19 protein-coding genes and 1 tRNA gene are annotated in these 17,576 nt (G+C 59.6%); 12 read left to right on the top strand and 8 right to left on the bottom strand.

All coding sequences use genetic code 11. From position 1 onward, the window contains the following. The first annotated feature begins 94 nt into the window (after positions 1-94). From HBN98_RS01925 to HBN98_RS01940, 4 genes are all read left to right on the top strand, one after another. Positions 95-1,072: a Bug family tripartite tricarboxylate transporter substrate binding protein gene (locus tag HBN98_RS01925; RefSeq protein ID WP_083366751.1), complete on the top strand. Its 978-nt coding sequence runs from the start codon at positions 95-97 to the stop codon at positions 1,070-1,072. Positions 1,073-1,134: 62 nt separating this feature from the next. Further along, positions 1,135-1,593 carry a tripartite tricarboxylate transporter TctB family protein gene (locus HBN98_RS01930; protein WP_064586414.1) on the top strand — a complete coding sequence of 153 codons (459 nt, stop codon included), beginning with the start codon at positions 1,135-1,137 and terminating at the stop codon, positions 1,591-1,593. A 1-nt stretch (position 1,594) separates the two neighbouring features. After that, complete coding sequence (locus HBN98_RS01935; protein ID WP_064586413.1) at positions 1,595-3,109, top strand: tripartite tricarboxylate transporter permease; 1,515 nt, start codon at positions 1,595-1,597, stop codon at positions 3,107-3,109. Beyond that, positions 3,102-4,136 (top strand): AbrB family transcriptional regulator, encoded by a 1,035-nt coding sequence (locus tag HBN98_RS01940; protein ID WP_083366752.1) that lies wholly within the window; start codon positions 3,102-3,104, stop codon positions 4,134-4,136. The genes HBN98_RS01935 and HBN98_RS01940 overlap by 8 nt, the downstream gene beginning before the upstream one ends. A gap of 159 nt (positions 4,137-4,295) precedes the next feature. Here the strand turns inward: HBN98_RS01940 and ung are convergent, their stop codons facing one another. Then, positions 4,296-4,988, bottom strand: coding sequence for a uracil-DNA glycosylase (gene ung / locus HBN98_RS01945; RefSeq protein ID WP_064586411.1), 693 nt, complete (start codon positions 4,986-4,988; stop codon positions 4,296-4,298). Between the two features lie 133 nt (positions 4,989-5,121). Here ung and HBN98_RS01950 point away from each other — a divergent pair, with 133 nt between their 5' ends. Further along, entirely contained in the window at positions 5,122-6,234 is a 1,113-nt protein-coding gene (locus HBN98_RS01950) for an enoyl-CoA hydratase/isomerase family protein (RefSeq protein ID WP_064586410.1), read from the top strand. Between the two features lie 66 nt (positions 6,235-6,300). On the opposite strand, the gene HBN98_RS01955 is transcribed toward HBN98_RS01950, so the two are convergent. Continuing rightward, complete coding sequence (locus HBN98_RS01955) at positions 6,301-6,699, bottom strand: hypothetical protein (protein ID WP_007963255.1); 399 nt, start codon at positions 6,697-6,699, stop codon at positions 6,301-6,303. Between the two features lie 179 nt (positions 6,700-6,878). After that, a complete protein-coding gene (locus HBN98_RS01960; protein ID WP_083366753.1) occupies positions 6,879-7,142 on the bottom strand; it encodes a hypothetical protein in 264 nt (87 codons plus the stop codon). A 239-nt stretch (positions 7,143-7,381) separates the two neighbouring features. On the opposite strand from HBN98_RS01960, the gene HBN98_RS01965 reads away from it, so the two are divergent. The 6 genes from HBN98_RS01965 to HBN98_RS01990 all read left to right on the top strand — a co-directional run bounded on the left by HBN98_RS01965 (position 7,382) and on the right by HBN98_RS01990 (position 12,405). Then, positions 7,382-8,869: a sensor domain-containing diguanylate cyclase gene (locus tag HBN98_RS01965; RefSeq protein WP_083366754.1), complete on the top strand. Its 1,488-nt coding sequence runs from the start codon at positions 7,382-7,384 to the stop codon at positions 8,867-8,869. Then, complete coding sequence (locus tag HBN98_RS01970; RefSeq protein ID WP_064586407.1) at positions 8,862-9,092, top strand: cysteine-rich CWC family protein; 231 nt, start codon at positions 8,862-8,864, stop codon at positions 9,090-9,092. Before HBN98_RS01965 ends, HBN98_RS01970 begins: the two co-directional genes overlap by 8 nt. Before the next feature lie 33 nt (positions 9,093-9,125). Beyond that, positions 9,126-9,818 (top strand): pseudouridine synthase, encoded by a 693-nt coding sequence (locus HBN98_RS01975; RefSeq protein ID WP_083366755.1) that lies wholly within the window; start codon positions 9,126-9,128, stop codon positions 9,816-9,818. A gap of 316 nt (positions 9,819-10,134) precedes the next feature. Continuing rightward, positions 10,135-11,019 carry an alpha/beta fold hydrolase gene (locus HBN98_RS01980; RefSeq protein ID WP_083366756.1) on the top strand — a complete coding sequence of 295 codons (885 nt, stop codon included), beginning with the start codon at positions 10,135-10,137 and terminating at the stop codon, positions 11,017-11,019. Between the two features lie 157 nt (positions 11,020-11,176). After that, positions 11,177-11,250 (top strand) — tRNA-Gly (locus tag HBN98_RS01985). Positions 11,251-11,676: 426 nt separating this feature from the next. Further along, positions 11,677-12,405: a class I SAM-dependent methyltransferase gene (locus HBN98_RS01990; RefSeq protein ID WP_083366757.1), complete on the top strand. Its 729-nt coding sequence runs from the start codon at positions 11,677-11,679 to the stop codon at positions 12,403-12,405. A gap of 126 nt (positions 12,406-12,531) precedes the next feature. Here HBN98_RS01990 and tam read toward each other — a convergent pair whose 3' ends face one another. Together tam and HBN98_RS02000 are read right to left on the bottom strand one after the other, a co-directional pair. Then, positions 12,532-13,302 (bottom strand): trans-aconitate 2-methyltransferase, encoded by a 771-nt coding sequence (gene tam / locus HBN98_RS01995; protein ID WP_083366758.1) that lies wholly within the window; start codon positions 13,300-13,302, stop codon positions 12,532-12,534. A 147-nt stretch (positions 13,303-13,449) separates the two neighbouring features. Beyond that, positions 13,450-14,535: a type I restriction endonuclease gene (locus HBN98_RS02000; RefSeq protein WP_083366759.1), complete on the bottom strand. Its 1,086-nt coding sequence runs from the start codon at positions 14,533-14,535 to the stop codon at positions 13,450-13,452. Between the two features lie 220 nt (positions 14,536-14,755). On the opposite strand from HBN98_RS02000, the gene HBN98_RS02005 reads away from it, so the two are divergent. Then, entirely contained in the window at positions 14,756-15,166 is a 411-nt protein-coding gene (locus tag HBN98_RS02005) for a low affinity iron permease family protein (protein WP_083366760.1), read from the top strand. 137 nt (positions 15,167-15,303) lie between these two features. Here HBN98_RS02005 and HBN98_RS02010 read toward each other — a convergent pair whose 3' ends face one another. From HBN98_RS02010 to HBN98_RS02020, 3 genes are all read right to left on the bottom strand, one after another. After that, on the bottom strand, positions 15,304-15,822 hold the full coding sequence (locus HBN98_RS02010; protein ID WP_064586401.1) for a DUF4142 domain-containing protein: 519 nt from the start codon (positions 15,820-15,822) through the stop codon (positions 15,304-15,306). A gap of 75 nt (positions 15,823-15,897) precedes the next feature. Then, the gene (locus tag HBN98_RS02015) at positions 15,898-16,056 is read right to left on the bottom strand and encodes a KGG domain-containing protein (protein ID WP_003222499.1); all 159 of its coding nucleotides are present in this window, start codon (positions 16,054-16,056) and stop codon (positions 15,898-15,900) included. A 118-nt stretch (positions 16,057-16,174) separates the two neighbouring features. Further along, entirely contained in the window at positions 16,175-17,524 is a 1,350-nt protein-coding gene (locus HBN98_RS02020) for a sensor domain-containing protein (protein WP_083366761.1), read from the bottom strand. Between the last annotated feature and the right edge of the window lie 52 nt (positions 17,525-17,576).

The raw sequence follows: 17,576 nt of genomic DNA on the forward strand, positions 1-17,576 counted from the left end.
GGCGCTGTGATCAAAAAATCGGAAAATCAAAAGATCGCAGCCTTTGGCAGCTCCTACATAAAACCCTTACAACAAAAAGACTGTGGAGACTTGAATGAACTTATCACTGCGTAAAGTTGCTCTGACCGCTGGCGTCATGCTGTTCGCCGGCCAACTGATGGCCGAACCGAAACGCCCGGAATGCATCGCCCCCGCCTCCCCCGGCGGTGGTTTCGACCTGACCTGCAAACTGGCGCAGAGCGCACTGGTCAACGAAAAACTGCTGACCAAACCGATGCGCGTAACCTACATGCCCGGCGGTGTCGGCGCGGTGGCGTACAACGCGGTGGTGGCCCAGCGCCCGGCCGATGCCGGCACGCTGGTGGCGTGGTCCAGCGGTTCGCTGTTGAACCTGGCGCAAGGCAAGTTCGGCCGCTTCGATGAAACCAACGTGCGCTGGCTGGCCGCCGTCGGCACCAGCTACGGCGCGATCGCGGTGAAAAGCGATTCGCCCTACAAGACCCTCGACGATCTCGTCAAAGCCTTGAAGAAAGATCCGAGCTCCGTGGTGATCGGTTCCGGCGGCACTGTCGGCAGCCAGGACTGGATGCAGACCGCACTGATCGCCAAGGCTGCCGGGATCAACCCGCGTGACCTGCGCTACGTTGCCCTCGAAGGCGGTGGCGAAATCGCCACTGCTCTGCTCGGCGGTCACATCCAGGTCGGCAGCACCGACATCTCCGACTCCATGCCGCACATCCAGAGCGGTGACATGCGCCTGCTGGCAGTGTTCGCCGACAAGCGCATCGACGAGCCGGAAATGAAGGACATCCCGACCGCCCGCGAGCAAGGCTACGACATCGTCTGGCCGGTGGTGCGCGGTTTCTACCTCGGGCCAAAAGTCAGCGACGAGGACTACGCCTGGTGGAAAGACGCGTTCGACAAACTGCTGGCCTCGGACGACTTCGCCAAGCTGCGCGATCAGCGTGAACTGTTCCCTTTCGCCATGACCGGTCCGGAACTGGACACCTACGTGAAGAAGCAGGTCGCGGACTACAAGGTGTTGGCCAAAGAGTTCGGCCTGATTCAGTGATCGTCTCTGTCTAGCTAGCGGTCGTGGCCTCGCGCATCGAGGCCACGGCACAGGAGTTTCCCATGCTCTTACAACGCATTTTCGCTTCGGTGCTGTTGCTGGCCTGCGTCGGCCTGGCGCTGATGGCGTGGCCGTATCAAGCGGCTTTTTCTTACGAACCGGTGGGCCCACGCGCTTTTCCCCTGCTGATGCTTGGCCTGATGGGCCTGGCGCTGCTGTACATGGTGTTTCGTCCGGCGCCGATCAAACACAGCGAAGACGAGCCACCGCTGGACCGCGAAACCCTGACCAAGATCAGCATCTGCGTGCTGTTGCTGCTGGTCTTCGCCGGCCTGTTCGAACCACTGGGCTTCATTCTCAGCAGCATCCTGATCGGCATCCCGATGGCGCGCCTGTATGGCGGTCGCTGGCTGCCGAGCATTGTGGTGACGACGTTGATGGCCATTGGTCTGTACCTGCTGTTCGACCGTCTGATGGACGTTCCGCTGCCTCTGGGCCTGCTCGACGTTCTGGAGAACTGATATGGATACTCTCGGTTATTTGGGTCAGGGCTTCGGCGTTGCGCTGAGTCCGTACAACCTGGTCACGGCCCTGACCGGCACGCTGATCGGCACCGTGGTCGGGCTGTTGCCGGGCCTCGGTCCGATCAATGGCGTGGCCCTGCTGATCCCGATCGCGTTCGCCCTCGGCCTGCCGCCGGAGTCGGCGCTGATTCTGCTGGCTGCGGTGTACCTGGGCTGCGAATACGGCGGGCGGATCAGTTCGATCCTGCTCAACATCCCGGGCGAAGCTTCCACCGTGATGACCACCCTCGACGGTTATCCGATGGCGCGTCAGGGCCTGGCCGGGGTGGCGCTGTCGCTGTCGGCGTGGAGTTCGTTCATTGGTGCGTTCATCGCCACTTGCGGCATGGTGCTGTTCGCCCCGCTGCTGGCGAAATGGGCGATTGCCTTCGGCCCGGCGGAATACTTCGTGTTGATGGTGTTCGCGATTGTCTGCCTTGGCGGCATGGCCGGCGACCGTCCGTTGAAGACGTTTATTGCGGCGTTGATCGGGCTGTTCCTGTCGACCGTCGGCATCGACGCCAACAGCGGCGTATACCGCTTCACCGGCGACAACATTCACCTGACCGACGGCATCCAGTTCGTGGTGTTGGTGCTGGGTCTGTTCTCGGTCAGTGAAATCCTCCTGCTGCTGGAAAAAACCCATCGCGGGCAGGAAGCGGTGAAAGCCACCGGACGCATGATGTTCAACTTCAAGGAAGCGGCGTCGGTGTTCGTGGTGAACATCCGTTGTGGCTTGCTGGGGTTCATCATGGGCGTGTTGCCGGGTGCCGGCGCGACGCTCGCCAGTGCCGTGGCCTACATGACCGAAAAACGCATCGCCGGTACCAGCGGCAAATTCGGTCAGGGTGACGCCCGAGGCCTCGCGGCCCCGGAAACCGCGATCGGCGCTTCGGCCTGTGGCGCGCTGGTGCCGATGTTGACCCTCGGCGTTCCCGGTTCGGGCACCACCGCGGTGATGATCGGCGCCCTGTCGCTGTACAACATCACCCCGGGGCCGCTGCTGTTCCAGCAACAACCGGACATCGTCTGGGGCCTGATCGCGTCGCTGTTCATCGCCAACATCATGCTGGTGATCCTGAACATCCCGATGATCCGCATCTTCACCCGCATCCTCGCCGTACCGAACTGGGCGCTGGTGCCGGTGATCGCGATCATCACCGGGATCGGCGTGTACGCGGTGCATGCGACCACCTTCGACCTGTTCCTGATGGTCGGCATCGGTATCTTCGGTTACATCCTGCGCAAACTGGATTTCCCGTTGTCGCCGGTTCTGCTGGGCTTCATTCTTGGCGGCCTGATGGAGCAAAACCTGCGTCGCGCGCTGTCGATCTCCAACGGTGCGCTGGAAATCCTCTGGTCGAGCCCGATCACTTTCGGCGTGTGGATCCTGACCGCGATCATGTTGCTGCTGCCGTTGCTGCGCATCTGGCGCAAGCGTTCGGCGGCGCAACGCGCCATCGCCGATGTCTGATCGGTCGTCCCTCAGAAGCTGGTGGGCCACCCCGCTGGTCGGTCTGCTTGGCGGTTTTATCGCCAGCCAGATCGGCTGGCCTCTACCGTGGATGGTCGGCTCGTTGCTGGCGATCATCCTGGTGCGCTGCCTGACCCCGTGGCAACTCACGGAAATCCCCGGCGGCCGCAAATGCGGCCAATGGATCGTCGGCATCGGCATCGGCCTGCACTTCACTCCGCTGGTGATGGAGCAGGTACTGAGTCATTTCGGTTTGATCTTCTTCGGTGCGCTGGTCACCAGTCTGTCGGCAGTCGTCGGCGTATGGTTGATGCGTCGCACCGGCGAGGATCGCGCCACGGCGTTTTTCTCGAGCATGCCCGGCGGCTCCGGGGAGATGGTCAACCTCGGCGCACGCAACGGCGCGCTGCTCAGCCACGTAGCGGCGGGGCAAAGTCTGCGGGTGCTGGTGGTGGTGCTGTGCGTGCCGGCTGCGTTCAAGTATCTGCTCGGGGACGGTACGCCGATTTCCCACGCCGGCAACGTCGATTGGCGCTGGCTGGCGATCCTGTTTCCTACAGGCGCCCTGCTCGCCTGGCTCTGGCAGCGTTTGCGCCAACCCAACCCCTGGCTGTTCGGGCCACTGCTGGTCAGTGCCACGGTGAGCATTGCCTGGGATTTGCATATCGGCCTGCCCGACGGTGGCAGCCAGATCGGCCAGTGGCTGATCGGCAGCGGGCTGGGCTGTCACTTCAACCGACAGTTCTTCCGCCGCGCGCCGTCATTCATGGGGCGTACGTTGATCGGCACGGCGCTGACCATGTTGATCGCCACATTGGCGGCGCTGGGCTTGAGTGCGCTGACCCGTCTGGATCTGCGCTCGCTGACGCTGGGCATGATGCCCGGCGGGATTGCCGAGATGAGTCTGACGGCGGAGACCCTGCAACTGTCGGTGCCGCTGGTGACGGCGATGCAAGTGATGCGGCTGTTGTTCGTGCTGTTTCTGGCGGAGCCGTTGTTCAAATACTGGAACCGAAATCCTGGGTAACACCGAGTCACTGTGGCGAGGGAGCTTGCTCCCGCTGGGCTGCACAGCAGACCCGACATCCATGAACCGGGTGCTTCTGGCAGACCGAAATCACAGGTTTTGCGCCTGCTACGCAGCCGAGCGGCAGCAAGCTCCCTCGCCACAGATTTACTCAGCCGGTCAAACCGGCGGCAACCGCCACTCGATCGGCGTTTCGCCATTCTGCTCGAGAAACTTGTTGGTCCGGCTGAAATGCCCGCAGCCCAGGAATCCCCGATACGCCGACAACGGCGACGGATGCACCGACGTCAGCACCAGGTGCTTGGTCGCATCGATCAGCTTCTGTTTGCTCTGCGCATGCGCGCCCCACAGCATGAACACCAGATGCGGCTGCCGTTCGCTGACCAGTTCAATGATCCGGTCGGTGAAAAACTGCCAGCCCTTGTCCTTGTGCGCGTTGGCGTTGGCGCGCTCGACGGTCATGGTGGTGTTGAGCATCAACACGCCCTGATCGGCCCAGCTTTGCAGGTAGCCGTGGTTGGGGATGTCGATGTTCAGGTCGCGTTTCAGCTCTTTATAGATATTGACCAGCGACGGCGGTGCCGGCACGCCCGGTTGCACCGAGAAGCACAGGCCATGGGCCTGACCCGGGCCGTGGTACGGGTCCTGACCGAGGATGACGACTTTCACCTTGTCCAGCGGTGTGGAGTTCAGCGCGTTGAAAATCAGTGGGCCCGGCGGATAGATTTCCTTGCCGGCTGCCCGCTCCTGCTGCAGAAAGTTGCGCAACTCTGCCATGTAAGGCTGGTCGAACTCAGCACGCAGTGCCTCCTTCCAGCTCGGTTCGAGTTTGATACGGTCGTCAGCAGTCATGGTTACATCCGGCGAAAACAATTGGGGCGAACCCTAGGAAACCCGCCCATGCTTGTCAATTGATCTGACGCAGATCCGGCACTTTCCCACACAGCGATCATACTGATCGTTCAAATTCCCGATCGAGGTCACGATGAATCTGCACTTCGAAGAACTCACCGGCACCGACGGCGCCCGCCTCGGGATCGCCAGCCTGGACGCTGAAAAGTCGCTCAACGCACTGTCCTTGCCGATGATCAACGCCCTGAGCGACAAACTGAATGCCTGGGCCAAGGACCCGCAAATCGTCTGCGTGCTGCTGCGCGGCAACGGTGCCAAAGCGTTCTGCGCCGGCGGTGAAGTGCGCAGCCTGGTGGAAGCCTGCCGCGCCCATCCCGGTGAAGTCCCGCCCCTGGCCGCGCAGTTTTTCGCGGCGGAATATCGCCTGGACTACAGCCTGCACACCTACCCCAAACCGCTGATCTGCTGGGGTCACGGTTACGTGCTCGGCGGCGGGATGGGCCTGCTGCAGGGCGCGAGCACGCGGATCGTCACACCGAGCAGCCGTCTGGCGATGCCGGAGATCACCATTGGTCTGTACCCGGATGTGGGTGCCAGTTGGTTTCTCTCACGTTTGCCGGGCAAGCTCGGCTTGTTCCTCGGTTTGACCGGCGCGCACATGAACGGTCGCGATGCGATCGATCTGGATCTGGCCGACCGCTTCCTGCTCGACGAACAGCAACCGGAGCTGATCGAAGGTCTGCTGCAGCTGAACTGGCAGGAACAGACCGACGTGCAGCTCAACAGTCTGCTCAAGGCCCTGCAACAGGAAGCCGTAGGGCAAATGCCCGAAGCGCAGTGGCTGCCGCGTCGTCAGTCGATCGACGAACTGCTCGACGTCAGTGACGTGGCTTGCGCCTGGAAAGCCATCAGCCTGCAACGCGACAGCAGCGACCCGCTGATCGCCCGCGCCGCGAAGACCCTGAGCGAAGGCTCCCCATTGACCGCGCACCTGGTCTGGGAACAGATCATCCGCGCCCGCTACCTGTCACTGGCGGAAGTCTTTCAGATGGAATACACCTTGAGCCTCAATTGCTGTCGGCATCCGGAGTTCAGCGAAGGGGTGCGGGCGCGGCTGATCGACAAGGATCAGAAACCGCACTGGCATTGGCCGGACGTCAATACCGTGCCGGACGCGGTGGTCGAGGCGCATTTTCACAAGGTGTGGGAAGGTCGGCATCCGCTGGCGGATCTGACGAGCTACTGACTGCCCGGCAAATCGCAGGCACAAAAAAAGCGGCGCTCAATGCGCCGCTTTTTTGTTTGCGGATGATTACCAGCGACCGCCTCGCCCGCCGTGGTCACCCCGGTTGCCGTGATGATCACGCCCGCCCCGGTCGCGGTCCCAGCCGCCACCGCGGTGACCGTCCCAACGCCCGCGATCGTTGTCGTGCCAACGGCGGCTCTCGTAGTAGCGCGGCGCTGGCTGGTAGTAACGTGGCGCCGAATAATAACGCGGGGCCGGTTGGTAGTAGCGCGGAGCCGCCTGATAGTAGCGCGGAGCCGAGTAGTAGGTGCTGCCACCGCTGTAGTAAGTGCCGCCAGTGTTGTAGTAAGCCGGTGCGGGTGAGGTGTAGACCTCCGAGCTGTAATAACTGTCTGCGTAGGAGTAGGGAGCGCAACCGGCAACGGAAAACATCATCGCAGCAAGTAGAAGAATTCGTCGATACATGGCGGCCTCCTGGACCGCGGGTAGCCGCACCAGCGACGCTGGCAGGCATCAGTCGTTTATTCGGTGACTGACGAAATATCTGACAGCGTTTTCCGAATCTGGTGCGTTTCCGTAACAAGTTGAAACAAGTGATTAATGAAATCCTGTTCATTTGGAAAACACTGTCATTCAGCCGCTGCCTAGCGGTGACCACCGTGATAGCCGCCGCCGTGGTAACCGCGCCCATAGCCGCCGCGATAGCCATAGCCACCGTAGTAATAACGGCCTCCTCCGTAGTAACGCGGTCCGTAATAACCGCCGTAGTAATACGGCGAGTAATAGCCGGGATAGTAGTAAGTGGCGGGGTAAGCATCGTAAGGACCGGCGTAGTAATAACAACCGGACAAGCCCAGGCCGAGCACCGCCCCCAGCAGCACTCGACGCAACAGTTTAAACGTATGCATGACGGCCTCCTGAAAGACCCACGGCCGCAGCAGGACAGCGCGGCCGACAAGGTTTTGACTGTCAGGCCCGGGGCAAGTGCCGGACTCGGGCAGGCTTCAGATCAGCGGTGTTGCTCCTCCTGCGGGAATGACACCTCAAGGGGAATTCAGGAACGACCATTCGCGCCGCGCATGAAGCAGTTATTTCCCGGCAGTGCCATTAGAATGCTGCCATCGGGTCAATGCCAACGGAAACGTCTATGCCGCACAGATCTGCGCTGTACTCGCAACGCTCCCTGGTCCTGACACTGGTCGCGCTGCTCGGCGCCGGCTTCCTCGCCACCTCGCTGCTCAGCTACTACGCCTCCCGGGCGTCGATCCGCGACAGCATCGTCAACACCGAACTGCCGCTGACATCCGACACGGTCTATTCGGAAATCCAGAAAGACCTGGTCCGACCGATCCTGATTTCCTCGATGATGTCCCGCGACACCTTCATGCGTGACTGGGTGGTGAACGGCGAAAAAGACCCGTTGCAGATGACCCGCTATCTGAACGAGGTGATGACCCATTACGGCGCTTACACCGCGTTCTTCGTCTCCAACAGCAGCCACACCTACTATCACGCCAAGGGCGTGCTCAAGCAGGTCAAGATCGATGAGCCGCGCGACGCCTGGTACTTTCGCGTACGCGACATGAAAGACCCGTACGAGATCAACGTCGACCCGGACCTGGCCAACAAGGACAACCTGACGTTCTTCATCAACTACAAGGTCTATGACTACGACAACCGCTTCATCGGCGCCGCCGGCGTGGGCCTGACGGTGGACGCCGTGATCAAACTGATCGACAAGTACCAGCAGCGCTATCAACGCAGCGTGTATTTCGTCGACACCTTCGGCCGACTGGTACTGACCGGTGCCGAGGGCGGGCCGCAAGGCGCGCATATCGGTCAGAGCCTCGGCGAGCTCGATAGCATGAAAGGTCTGGTCAGCCAGTTACCCAAACCGCACAGTGGCAGCTACGAATATTCCGCCCACGGTCAGGGGCATTTCCTTAACGTACGGTTTATTCCGGAGTTGAACTGGTACCTGTTCGTCGACAAGCGCGAGGACGGTGCGCTGAGTGACATCCGCCAGTCGCTGTATCTCAATCTGCTGATCTGTCTGCTAGTGACCCTGGGCGTACTGGCCCTGCTCAACCGGGTGATCCGCCGTTACCAGCGCAAGATCCAGGCGCAGGCGACCCTCGACAGTCTTACCGAATTGCCCAATCGCCGTGGCTTCGACCTGCTCGCCGCACAAGCCCTGCACGAAGCGCAACGCGAGCCCAAGCCGCTGACTGCGCTGCTGCTCGATCTGGATCACTTCAAGAACTTGAACGATACCTACGGACACCTGGCCGGTGATCAGGTGCTGATCGGTTTCGCCCGCGACCTGCAGAGTTGCCTGCGCCATTCCGACATCGTCTGCCGCTGGGGCGGTGAGGAATTTATCGTGTTGCTGAAGGACACCGACGGCGACACCGGTCAGAAGATTGCCGAGAAGATCCGCCAACACGTCGAACAACAGGAATATGCCTACGATGGTCACCGCCTGAGTCTGACCGTGAGCATCGGCGCCACCACCCTGCAAGCGGATGACACCTTGCACACGCTACTGTCCCGGGCCGATCATGCGATGTACCGGGCCAAGCAAACTGGCCGTAACCGCACCTGCGTGGAAATGCCTCACTCGACTTATGCCTGATTCCGACGTTAAACCCGACCTCTGCCCGGCCTGCGGCGCCCGCAACGACTGCAGCCTGGCCGACCCGCGCACCGCCGACCGGGCCTGCTGGTGCTACGGCGTGAGCATCGATCCGGCGGTGCTCGAAGCGCTGCCGGCGGCGCTGCGCGACAAGTCCTGCCTGTGCCCGCGCTGCGCTCAGGTCGAGGCGCAACTGCAAGCAGCGGCGCGGCCGATCCCGTAAGATGCGCGCCCCGTCTTCCATCGAAACCTGAACATGCGCGTTGATCGTTTCCTCAGCAACCTGCCCCGCTACAACCGTCAGCAGGTTCGCCTGTTGCTGGTGGAAAAGCGCGTGCGGATTGACGGAAAAGTCGTCAGCGACCCGCACAGCGAAGTGCTGGAATTCAGCCGCGTCGAAGTCGACGAAGAAATCCTGCAGCGCGGTAAACCGGCGCGCTACTTCATGCTGCACAAGCCGCCGGGGTGCGTCAGCGCTACCCGCGATCCACAACACCCGACCGTCCTCGATCTGATCGATGAACCGGACAAGGACGACTTGCACATCGCCGGGCGCCTGGATTTCAACACCACCGGGCTGATGCTGATTACCAACGATGGCGGCTGGTCACGACGCCTGACCCAACCGCAGACCAAACTGCCGAAGGTCTATTACGTCGAGACCGAACAGACGATCGGCCCGGAGTATGCGCTCACGTTTGCCGAGGGCATCTACTTCGCCTTCGAAGACCTGACCACGCAACCGGCGCAGCTCGAAGTGCTCGGCCCGAAAGCGGCGCGCCTGAGCATCGTCGAAGGCCGCTACCATCAGGTGAAGCGCATGTTCGGCCACTTCAACAATAAAGTACTGCGCCTGCACCGCGAATCCATGGGGCCGCTGCAGCTCGATGACGCGCTAAAACCGGGCGAGTACCGCGCTTTGCGCACCGAAGAGATTCATTTGTTCTAAGCCGGCGACCGCTCAGCAGAAGTTGTCGAACAATTTACCAACGGCACTTGCGCGATCCCTCTCCCACTGCTTGAATCAGGACGTCGGCCAAATTGTGACCGATGAGTCACACCATACCTCTAAGAAACTTTTTGCCGGTCGTCAGCCCCTTGGGCTGCGCCTCAGCCGGCAAACTGCCCGCCAATAACAACACCCGTCGACCGCAGTCATGGATCGACATGGGCCAAGCACATTCCAGGCGTATGCCTACCTGTCACAAAGCTCGTGCAATCTCTATTTGCGCGCATACCCGCTTGCTTGCCAGGAGTCTTATGACATGAGGCCAGAAATCGCTGTGCTGGATATACAGGGTCAGTATCGGGTTTACACGGAGTTCTATCGCGCAGACGCCGCAGAGAAGACCATCATCCTGGTCAACGGCTCGATGGCCACGACTGCGTCGTTTGCACAGACTGTGAAAAACCTGCACCCGCAATTCAACGTGGTCTGCTACGACCAGCCCTACGCGGGCAGATCAAAGATCCACAACCGTCACGAGAAACATCTGACGAAGGAAGTCGAAGGGCAGATTCTGCTGGAGCTGATCGACCACTTCGGCGCCGAGCATGTGCTGTCGTTTTCCTGGGGCGGTGCGGCCACCTTGGTTGCCCTGTCCCACCAGCCGCGGCGCATCGAAAAAGCCGTGATCAGCTCGTTCTCGCCGGTGATCAACGCGCACATGCTTGATTATCTGGAGCGCGGTGTCGATTACCTCGGCCAGCGCGACGGTGACCGCGTCGGGCATCTGGTCAACAACACCATCGGCAAACACCTGCCGTCACTGTTCAAGCGCTTCAACTACCGCCACGTCAGCAGCCTGGCCGAGCACGAATACGGGCAGATGCACTTTCACATCAACGATGTGCTGCACAGCGATCGCCAGTGCTACCTGAATGCGGCGAAGAAGATCAACGTGCCGGTGCTGTTCCTTAACGGCGAATGGGATGAATACACTGCCGCCGAAGACGCCCGGATATTCGGTAACCACGTGGCGCAGAGCACCTTCACCACACTGCAGGCCACCGGGCACTTTCTCGACATGGAGCACAAGGCTGCATGCCGCGATAGCCAGACCGCCCTGCTCGGTTTCCTGAAACCGTCCCAGCAGTCGAGTCGAACGCGTTACTCGTTCGTTCAGGAACACCATGCACTGGCGATTTGAAAAAGCGTCGTCGCGCGCGAGTCGGCAGGCTCGAACATCAACGTATCGCCCCTGCCCGACTCGCCCGCGAGTGACCGTTTTCAAAGTTGTAACGCACTGCGTGCAAAAGAAAACTTCAAATCCGCGCCCGACTCTGGTACAAAGTCAGCCGCTTTGAGCGGGTATAGTTTAGTGGCAAAACGAAAGCTTCCCAAGCTTTAGTTGAGGGTTCGATTCCCTCTACCCGCTCCACTCAATTGGGTCTCACGTCGCGGTTAAGACGGGGGATGCAGGAACAGAAAAAACCGGCCTACAGGGCCGGTTTTTTTGTGTCTGGGATTTACCATATCGGCTCGTAAAGACCAGCAACATACCCATCCTCCCGACCCCACGCCCCGCCTGGACTGGTTCTTGACCCCAAGCCGAACAAAAGACGATGACCGTTTGGTGGTTATAGTGTTGATCAAAAAAGAAAAGCCGCTCGGGGTTTCTGGCTTCGGCAGCGTTGAAGGTTTTGCAGCAAGGTTGAATGCAAATCCGTCTCTCCGCTAGCATTTCCCCATCACCCACCACCCTCCCCCTGCGCGGCCATCGACGAATACGCGTTTTCACTTTCGAGGGACTCCATGGCGCGGCCCCTGTGCCGCTGATCACCGAACTCCAAAGAGCACTTCCTCCATGACGCAAAACATTTACGACGATCCGGAATTTTTCCAGGGTTACAGCCAGATGAACCGCTCCATCGGCGGCCTCGATGCCGCGCCGGAGTGGCCGGCGCTCAAGGCGTTGCTGCCAGCGATGCACGACTTGAATGTGGTCGACCTCGGTTGCGGCTATGGCTGGTTCAGCCGCTGGGCCAGTGAACACGGCGCCGCCCATGTGCTGGGCCTGGATGTCTCGGAAAAGATGCTGGAGCGGGCCCGCGAAACCACCACGGCGGCGAACATCCGCTACGAACGCGCCGATCTTGAGCATCTCGACTTGCCGGCCTGCAGCTTCGATCTGGCCTACAGCTCGCTGGCGCTGCACTACATCAAGAATCTGCCGGGGCTGTTCGCTCATCTGTACGCGGCGCTGAAACCCGGTTCGCACTTTGTGTTTTCCATTGAGCATCCGATCTTCATGGCCCCGCGCAACCCGGGCTGGCTGATCGACAGTGACGGTCGCAAGCACTGGCCGCTGGACAGTTATCAGTTGGAGGGTGAGCGCGTGACGAACTGGCTGGCTGAAGGGGTGATCAAGCAGCACCGCACGATGGGCACGCTGCTGAATTCACTGATTGGCGCTGGCTTCACTATTCGCCACATCAATGAATGGGGGCCGAGCGATGCAGAGGTGGCCGCGCAACCGGCGCTGGCTGAAGAGCGAGAGCGGCCGATGATGATGTTGGTGGCGGTGCAGCGCTAAATCGCGGCAGATGCATTGTGGCAAGGGAGCTTGCTCCCGCTGGGGTGCGAAGTGCCCCATAGAGCCAGGGCCTGCTGCGCAGTCCAGCGGGAGCAAGCTTCCTCGCCACGGGATGGGTGTTTGCCTTTAGCGAGTCGCGACGATAAATAGCCGTGGAAACGGCAACAACACCGAACCATCGGCCAGCGCCGGATAAGCCTCGGCAACGGCCGCCAGATACTGCGCCAGAAATTGCACCCGCTCCTCTTCACTCAGCGGGTTCAAAAACGGAATCAGGCCACTGCCCTTGAACCACTCCACCACCCCCGCCGCACCACTGGCCAGTGGATGATGATAGGTGGTGCGCCAGACATCGACCCGCGAACAGTGCGGGCGCAACATCGAGAAGTAATCGCTGGCACTCGCCATCTCGGTCCGTTGCCCGGCGGCACCTGCCAGCTTGGCGGCCCATGGGCCGTTGGCAGCGACTTCGCGCATCAGTCGATGGGAAGGCTCGTTGAGGTTGTCCGGCATCTGGATCGCCAGACTGCCGCCGGGGGACAGCTTGCCGGCCAGCGTCGGCAGCAGCGTCGCGTGATCCGGCAGCCACTGCAGCACGGCGTTGGCGAAGATCACATCGAATGGACCGGCATCAGCCCAACGGTCGATCTCGGCCACTTCAAACTGTAAATGCGGCAGGCGCTTGCGTGCTGCGGCGATCATGTCCGGCGAGCTGTCCAGCCCCGTGACCGTCGCCTCCGGAAAACGCTGCATCAGCAACTCCGTCGAGTTCCCGGGACCACAACCGATATCAACCACCGTGTGCGCCTGAGCGGTGGGAATCGCCGCCAACAAATCTCGGGCCGGACGGGTGCGTTCATCTTCGAAAGCGACGTATTGCTTGGCGGACCAACTCATTGCGTTCTCCTGTCGAGGCATGGCAGTAATTCGTCACCATACACGCAGCGCTGCGGGCAGTTCCAGAAAGGCTTATTGCAAGGGATTTCCATGTTTGGAATCGCACTAAAAAAATAAAAAAACCGGCCTTAAGAGCCGGTTTATTAATCAATCGTAGTACCCGACGGTCTTTTTTAGGTGATCTGAAAATTCGTATATCTCATCAACTGAGTTTATCGGGTGCCGCGTTTCATTTTTATCCTCATCAAAGATGCCGATGTACTTCTGGGAGCGATTGAAATGCAATCGACAGATTGGCTTGCGATTGTTGTCGTCTAACAATATCCCGAAATAGCTCTGCGTATCACGCTGAACGATACGCTTGGCGTCTACAACAGACCGAACCAGCGCACGAACTATGTGGTAACCCTCAAGCTCTTCCAGTGTTGTTAACACTTTATCTTCCGACTCATCGCGCGCGTCTATCGGATCGGTCCCGACAGTAGCTGATGGTGAAGACGTCAGCACTGGCTGAATTACGCCACTCATCGCTGATTTGAGCCGATCATTAATCTGGTCATTTAAGAACTGTGCTACGGCTTTTCTGGTCAGCTCATGAAACTGTTCACGTACCTTTTGGGTAATTACCCCATCGTAGACACGTGATGCGAAAACCTTCACAAAATCATCATCAGGCTTGCTGACCTGAGCGGCTATCACCTTTTTGATTTGACTAACGTACTTCAGTTCTCCCGCCGCGCTGATGATTGAATCAACATCAAAAGCCGACTTCGTCAGTTTGATCAACTCGGGAACCGAGTACTCGTCGATATCCAAAAGATCGAGCTCAAGAAACGGTTTCTCATCCATCTTGTTGGGCGCGTCCAGATCCGTAAAAAACTTGTAGACTTGCCCGTTGGTAAGGATAGAGATGCGTGCGCTAGTAACGTGAAAGTAGCGAAAGAGCTGAGATGCGTGGTTGATGTGCAAGGGCTCACCGATTTTCTTGCACTCGATGAGTATTTGAACTTCGCCCTCTTTCATGATGGCGTAATCAATTTTCTCACCTTTCTTCGTACCGATGTCGCAGACAAACTCCGGCGTCACCTCGGTTGGGTCAAACACGTCGTAACCTAGAACATTGCTTATGAAGGGCATGACAAACGCATTCTTTGTCGCCTCTTCAGTCTGGATTGCAGCGCTCTGCAATCGAACTTTAGCGGCTAGACTGGCTAATTTCTCGAAGAATTCCATGAGTGACCTCTGACTGGTTTCTATCCGTGCATTCGCATACTGGCGAATTGATTGCCAATTGATCCTAGACGCAAACCAGCACAAAGAAAGTTTTCTCCTGCAAAGCGCTTAGCCCTACCCCCAGCGATAACAATTTTCAGCAGCAATAGGCTTGCTCAGTCGAATTTTCGCAACGCCGTGACTGTCTGAACTTCAGGCAATCCCAATAAGGAACACGGCAATGAAATTCGCGAAGATTTCCCAGACCCTCGCATTGTGGGCCGGTAGCCCGAAAACCTTCATGGGCGCATTGATCCTGATTTTCCTGTGGGGACTGAGCGGGCCGATTTTTCACTTCAACGATACTTGGCAACTGATCATCAACACCTCGACCACGATCATCACGTTTCTGATGGTGTTCCTGATCCAGAACACGCAGAACCGCGATACAGACATCCTGCACCTGAAGCTTGATGAGTTATTGCGGGTGAACAAGGAAGCGCAGAACGCGATGCTCGGGCTGGAGTCGCTCGACCTCAAGCAACTGGAGGCGCTGCGCAAGCATTACCGCGGCCTCGGCGAAAACGAGGTGTTCGACCTCGATGGGCTGGCGCAAAAGAGCAAGCCGAAACAGGATTTGAATGACTGCTGATAGCGTTGCTGGCAGGTCAACCTTTGTGGCGAGGGAGCCTGTTCCCGCTGGGTCGCGAAGCGGCCTATGAAAAAGGTCTGCTACGCAGCCCGGCGCGAGCAAGCTCCCTCGCCACAGGAAACAGGTAACCCCGCGGGTCAGCGGCTAGCTTGCAGCGCCCGGGCCATTTCCAGATGGTTTTGCAGCTTCGGCAAGGTCTCGTCGGCAAATGCCTTGATCTCCGGCACGTCGGTGCTCTGTGCCTCTTGCTGGATCTGCTGGATGGCTTCCTCGGTCGCTTTCACCTGGCTCGCGGCGTAGGCCTGGTCGAAGGTTTCACCGTCCTTGACCTGCGGGATCATGGTTTTCGCCTTGTCGGCGATTTCTTCGCGGGGAGCGACCGGCAGGTCGAGTTTCTTCGCGATTTTCGCCAGATGCTGATTGGCGGTCGTGCGGTCATTGATGACCACGATGGTGTAGTCCTTGACCTCTTTGGATTCGGACTTCTGATGCGCCAGACGACTGGCTTCGATGTCGGCCATGCCTTTGGCCGAAGCATCGTTGATAAAATCGGCAGGCGACTGGGCTGCGGCGCCGCTGGCAAATGCACTGCTGGCGAACAGTCCCAACAACGTGACAAAACTGAAACGACGTACCTGGGTGGCCATCCGGCTCATGGTCGCGCCCTCCTTCTCTTCAAATTCAAGCGGGAGCTTACGCCCCCGCCTCTCAATCAAAACGACCTCACCGACTTACTTCGATTTCTGCGCTGGCTTGCGACCCATTTCGGTTTTCGCAGGCTCTTTGTCGACCGTCGTGGTGGTGGTTTTCCCACCCTTGCGACCGGCCTCAGACGCCTTCGTTCGATCGTTGGCAAAGTTTCCCGAGTTCGAGTTTCTTGAATTAGGCATGATTCTCTTCCTCTTGGTGTTGATCGTTGGCGAGCGGGTGCCCGCCTAGATTGAGAATTGCCGCACCGAGAAAGGTTTAGAAAAGTTGCCCGCGCCGCGACGAACGGCGCGCACTGTTTCAGAGATCAACCGCCCGATGATTAAGGCGTTTGGCGGCGTACATCGCCTGGTCGGCATGCCGGAACAGTTGCTGTTCTTCGCGGCCATGTTCGGGATAACGGGCCACGCCGATGCTCGGTTCGATGTGCAGATTGTGACCGTCCAGGCGCATCGGCTGCATCAGCACCTGTCGGATTTTTTCGGCCACGCTGTCAGCGTCTTCAGCGGCGTGAAGGCTGTGCAACAGCACCACGAATTCATCGCCACCGATGCGCGCCACGGTATCGCTGTCGCGCACGCAGCCCTTGAGCCGACTCGCTACCGTTTGCAGCAGCATGTCGCCGACCGCATGACCAAAGGTATCGTTGACCTGTTTGAAGCGATCCAGATCGACGTACAGCAGCGCCATGCTTCCTGACGCTTCGCGAGCACCGTCCATCGCAGCCTTGAGGCGATCTTTGAGCAGTACGCGATTGGGCAACTGGGTCAATTGATCGAACTGCGCCATACGTTTGAGCCGCGCGTGCAGTTGCTGACGCTCAACGGCAGTGGCGACCTGGGCGCAGACGTATTGCAGCAGCTCCTTGTCCTGTTCGGTGTATCGCTCCCCGCCCGGCAGACTTTTGACGATCAGCGCACCGATGGTGCCGTTTTTCGAGTTCAGCGGCACCCCGAGCCAGCACGGTGAATCTTGCCCCGCCACCAGTGCGGCGAACTCCGGCGGTGAATCAGGGCAGTCCGGCGTCAGCAGAATCGGCTGGCCGCTGCGGATGACTTCCGCGCACAGGCGACCGGTGGCAGTGCCCGGTTGCTCAGGCTGCAATTCGTGATCGTCGACGTGATAGGGAAAATTCAGCTGCGCGCAGTGCTCGTCGTAGAGCGCCACGGAGAAATTCAGCGCCGGCAGCCACTCGCCAATGATCAGGTGAATGCGCTTGAACAGCGCCAACAGGTCTTCGGCCACGTGGGCCGCTTCGGAAATCGCGTACAACGCCGCCTGGCGCGATTCGGCCTGTTTGCGTTCGGTGATGTCGCGGGCCACGGCGATGCGCAACTGATCGACCTCGGACCAGCGCGCCGACCACAGAATGTGCGCGATGCGCCCATCCTTGCGCACGTAGCGGTTTTCGAAGTTGTGCTTGGGCTCGCCGCCCATGATGTCGCGGGCGGCGGCGAGCGTGCGCTGGCGGTCGGCCGGATGCACCAGCTCGATCATTGGCCGGCCGATCAACTCGTCAGGCGTGTACCCGAAAATGCGCTCGCAGGCCGCACTGACAAAAACGAAACGGCCTTGCTTGTCCACCGCACAGACGGCGTCCAGCAACAGGTCCATATAACTCGCCAACGGCGCGGAATTTCGGCTTTCCATGGTTCAGCGTAGGTGTCCGGGCAATGCAACAATGATCCACCATCCCTGACCT

The organism is Pseudomonas koreensis (genome assembly GCF_012986595.1).
In the GTDB taxonomy this organism is placed as follows: domain Bacteria; phylum Pseudomonadota; class Gammaproteobacteria; order Pseudomonadales; family Pseudomonadaceae; genus Aquipseudomonas; species Aquipseudomonas koreensis.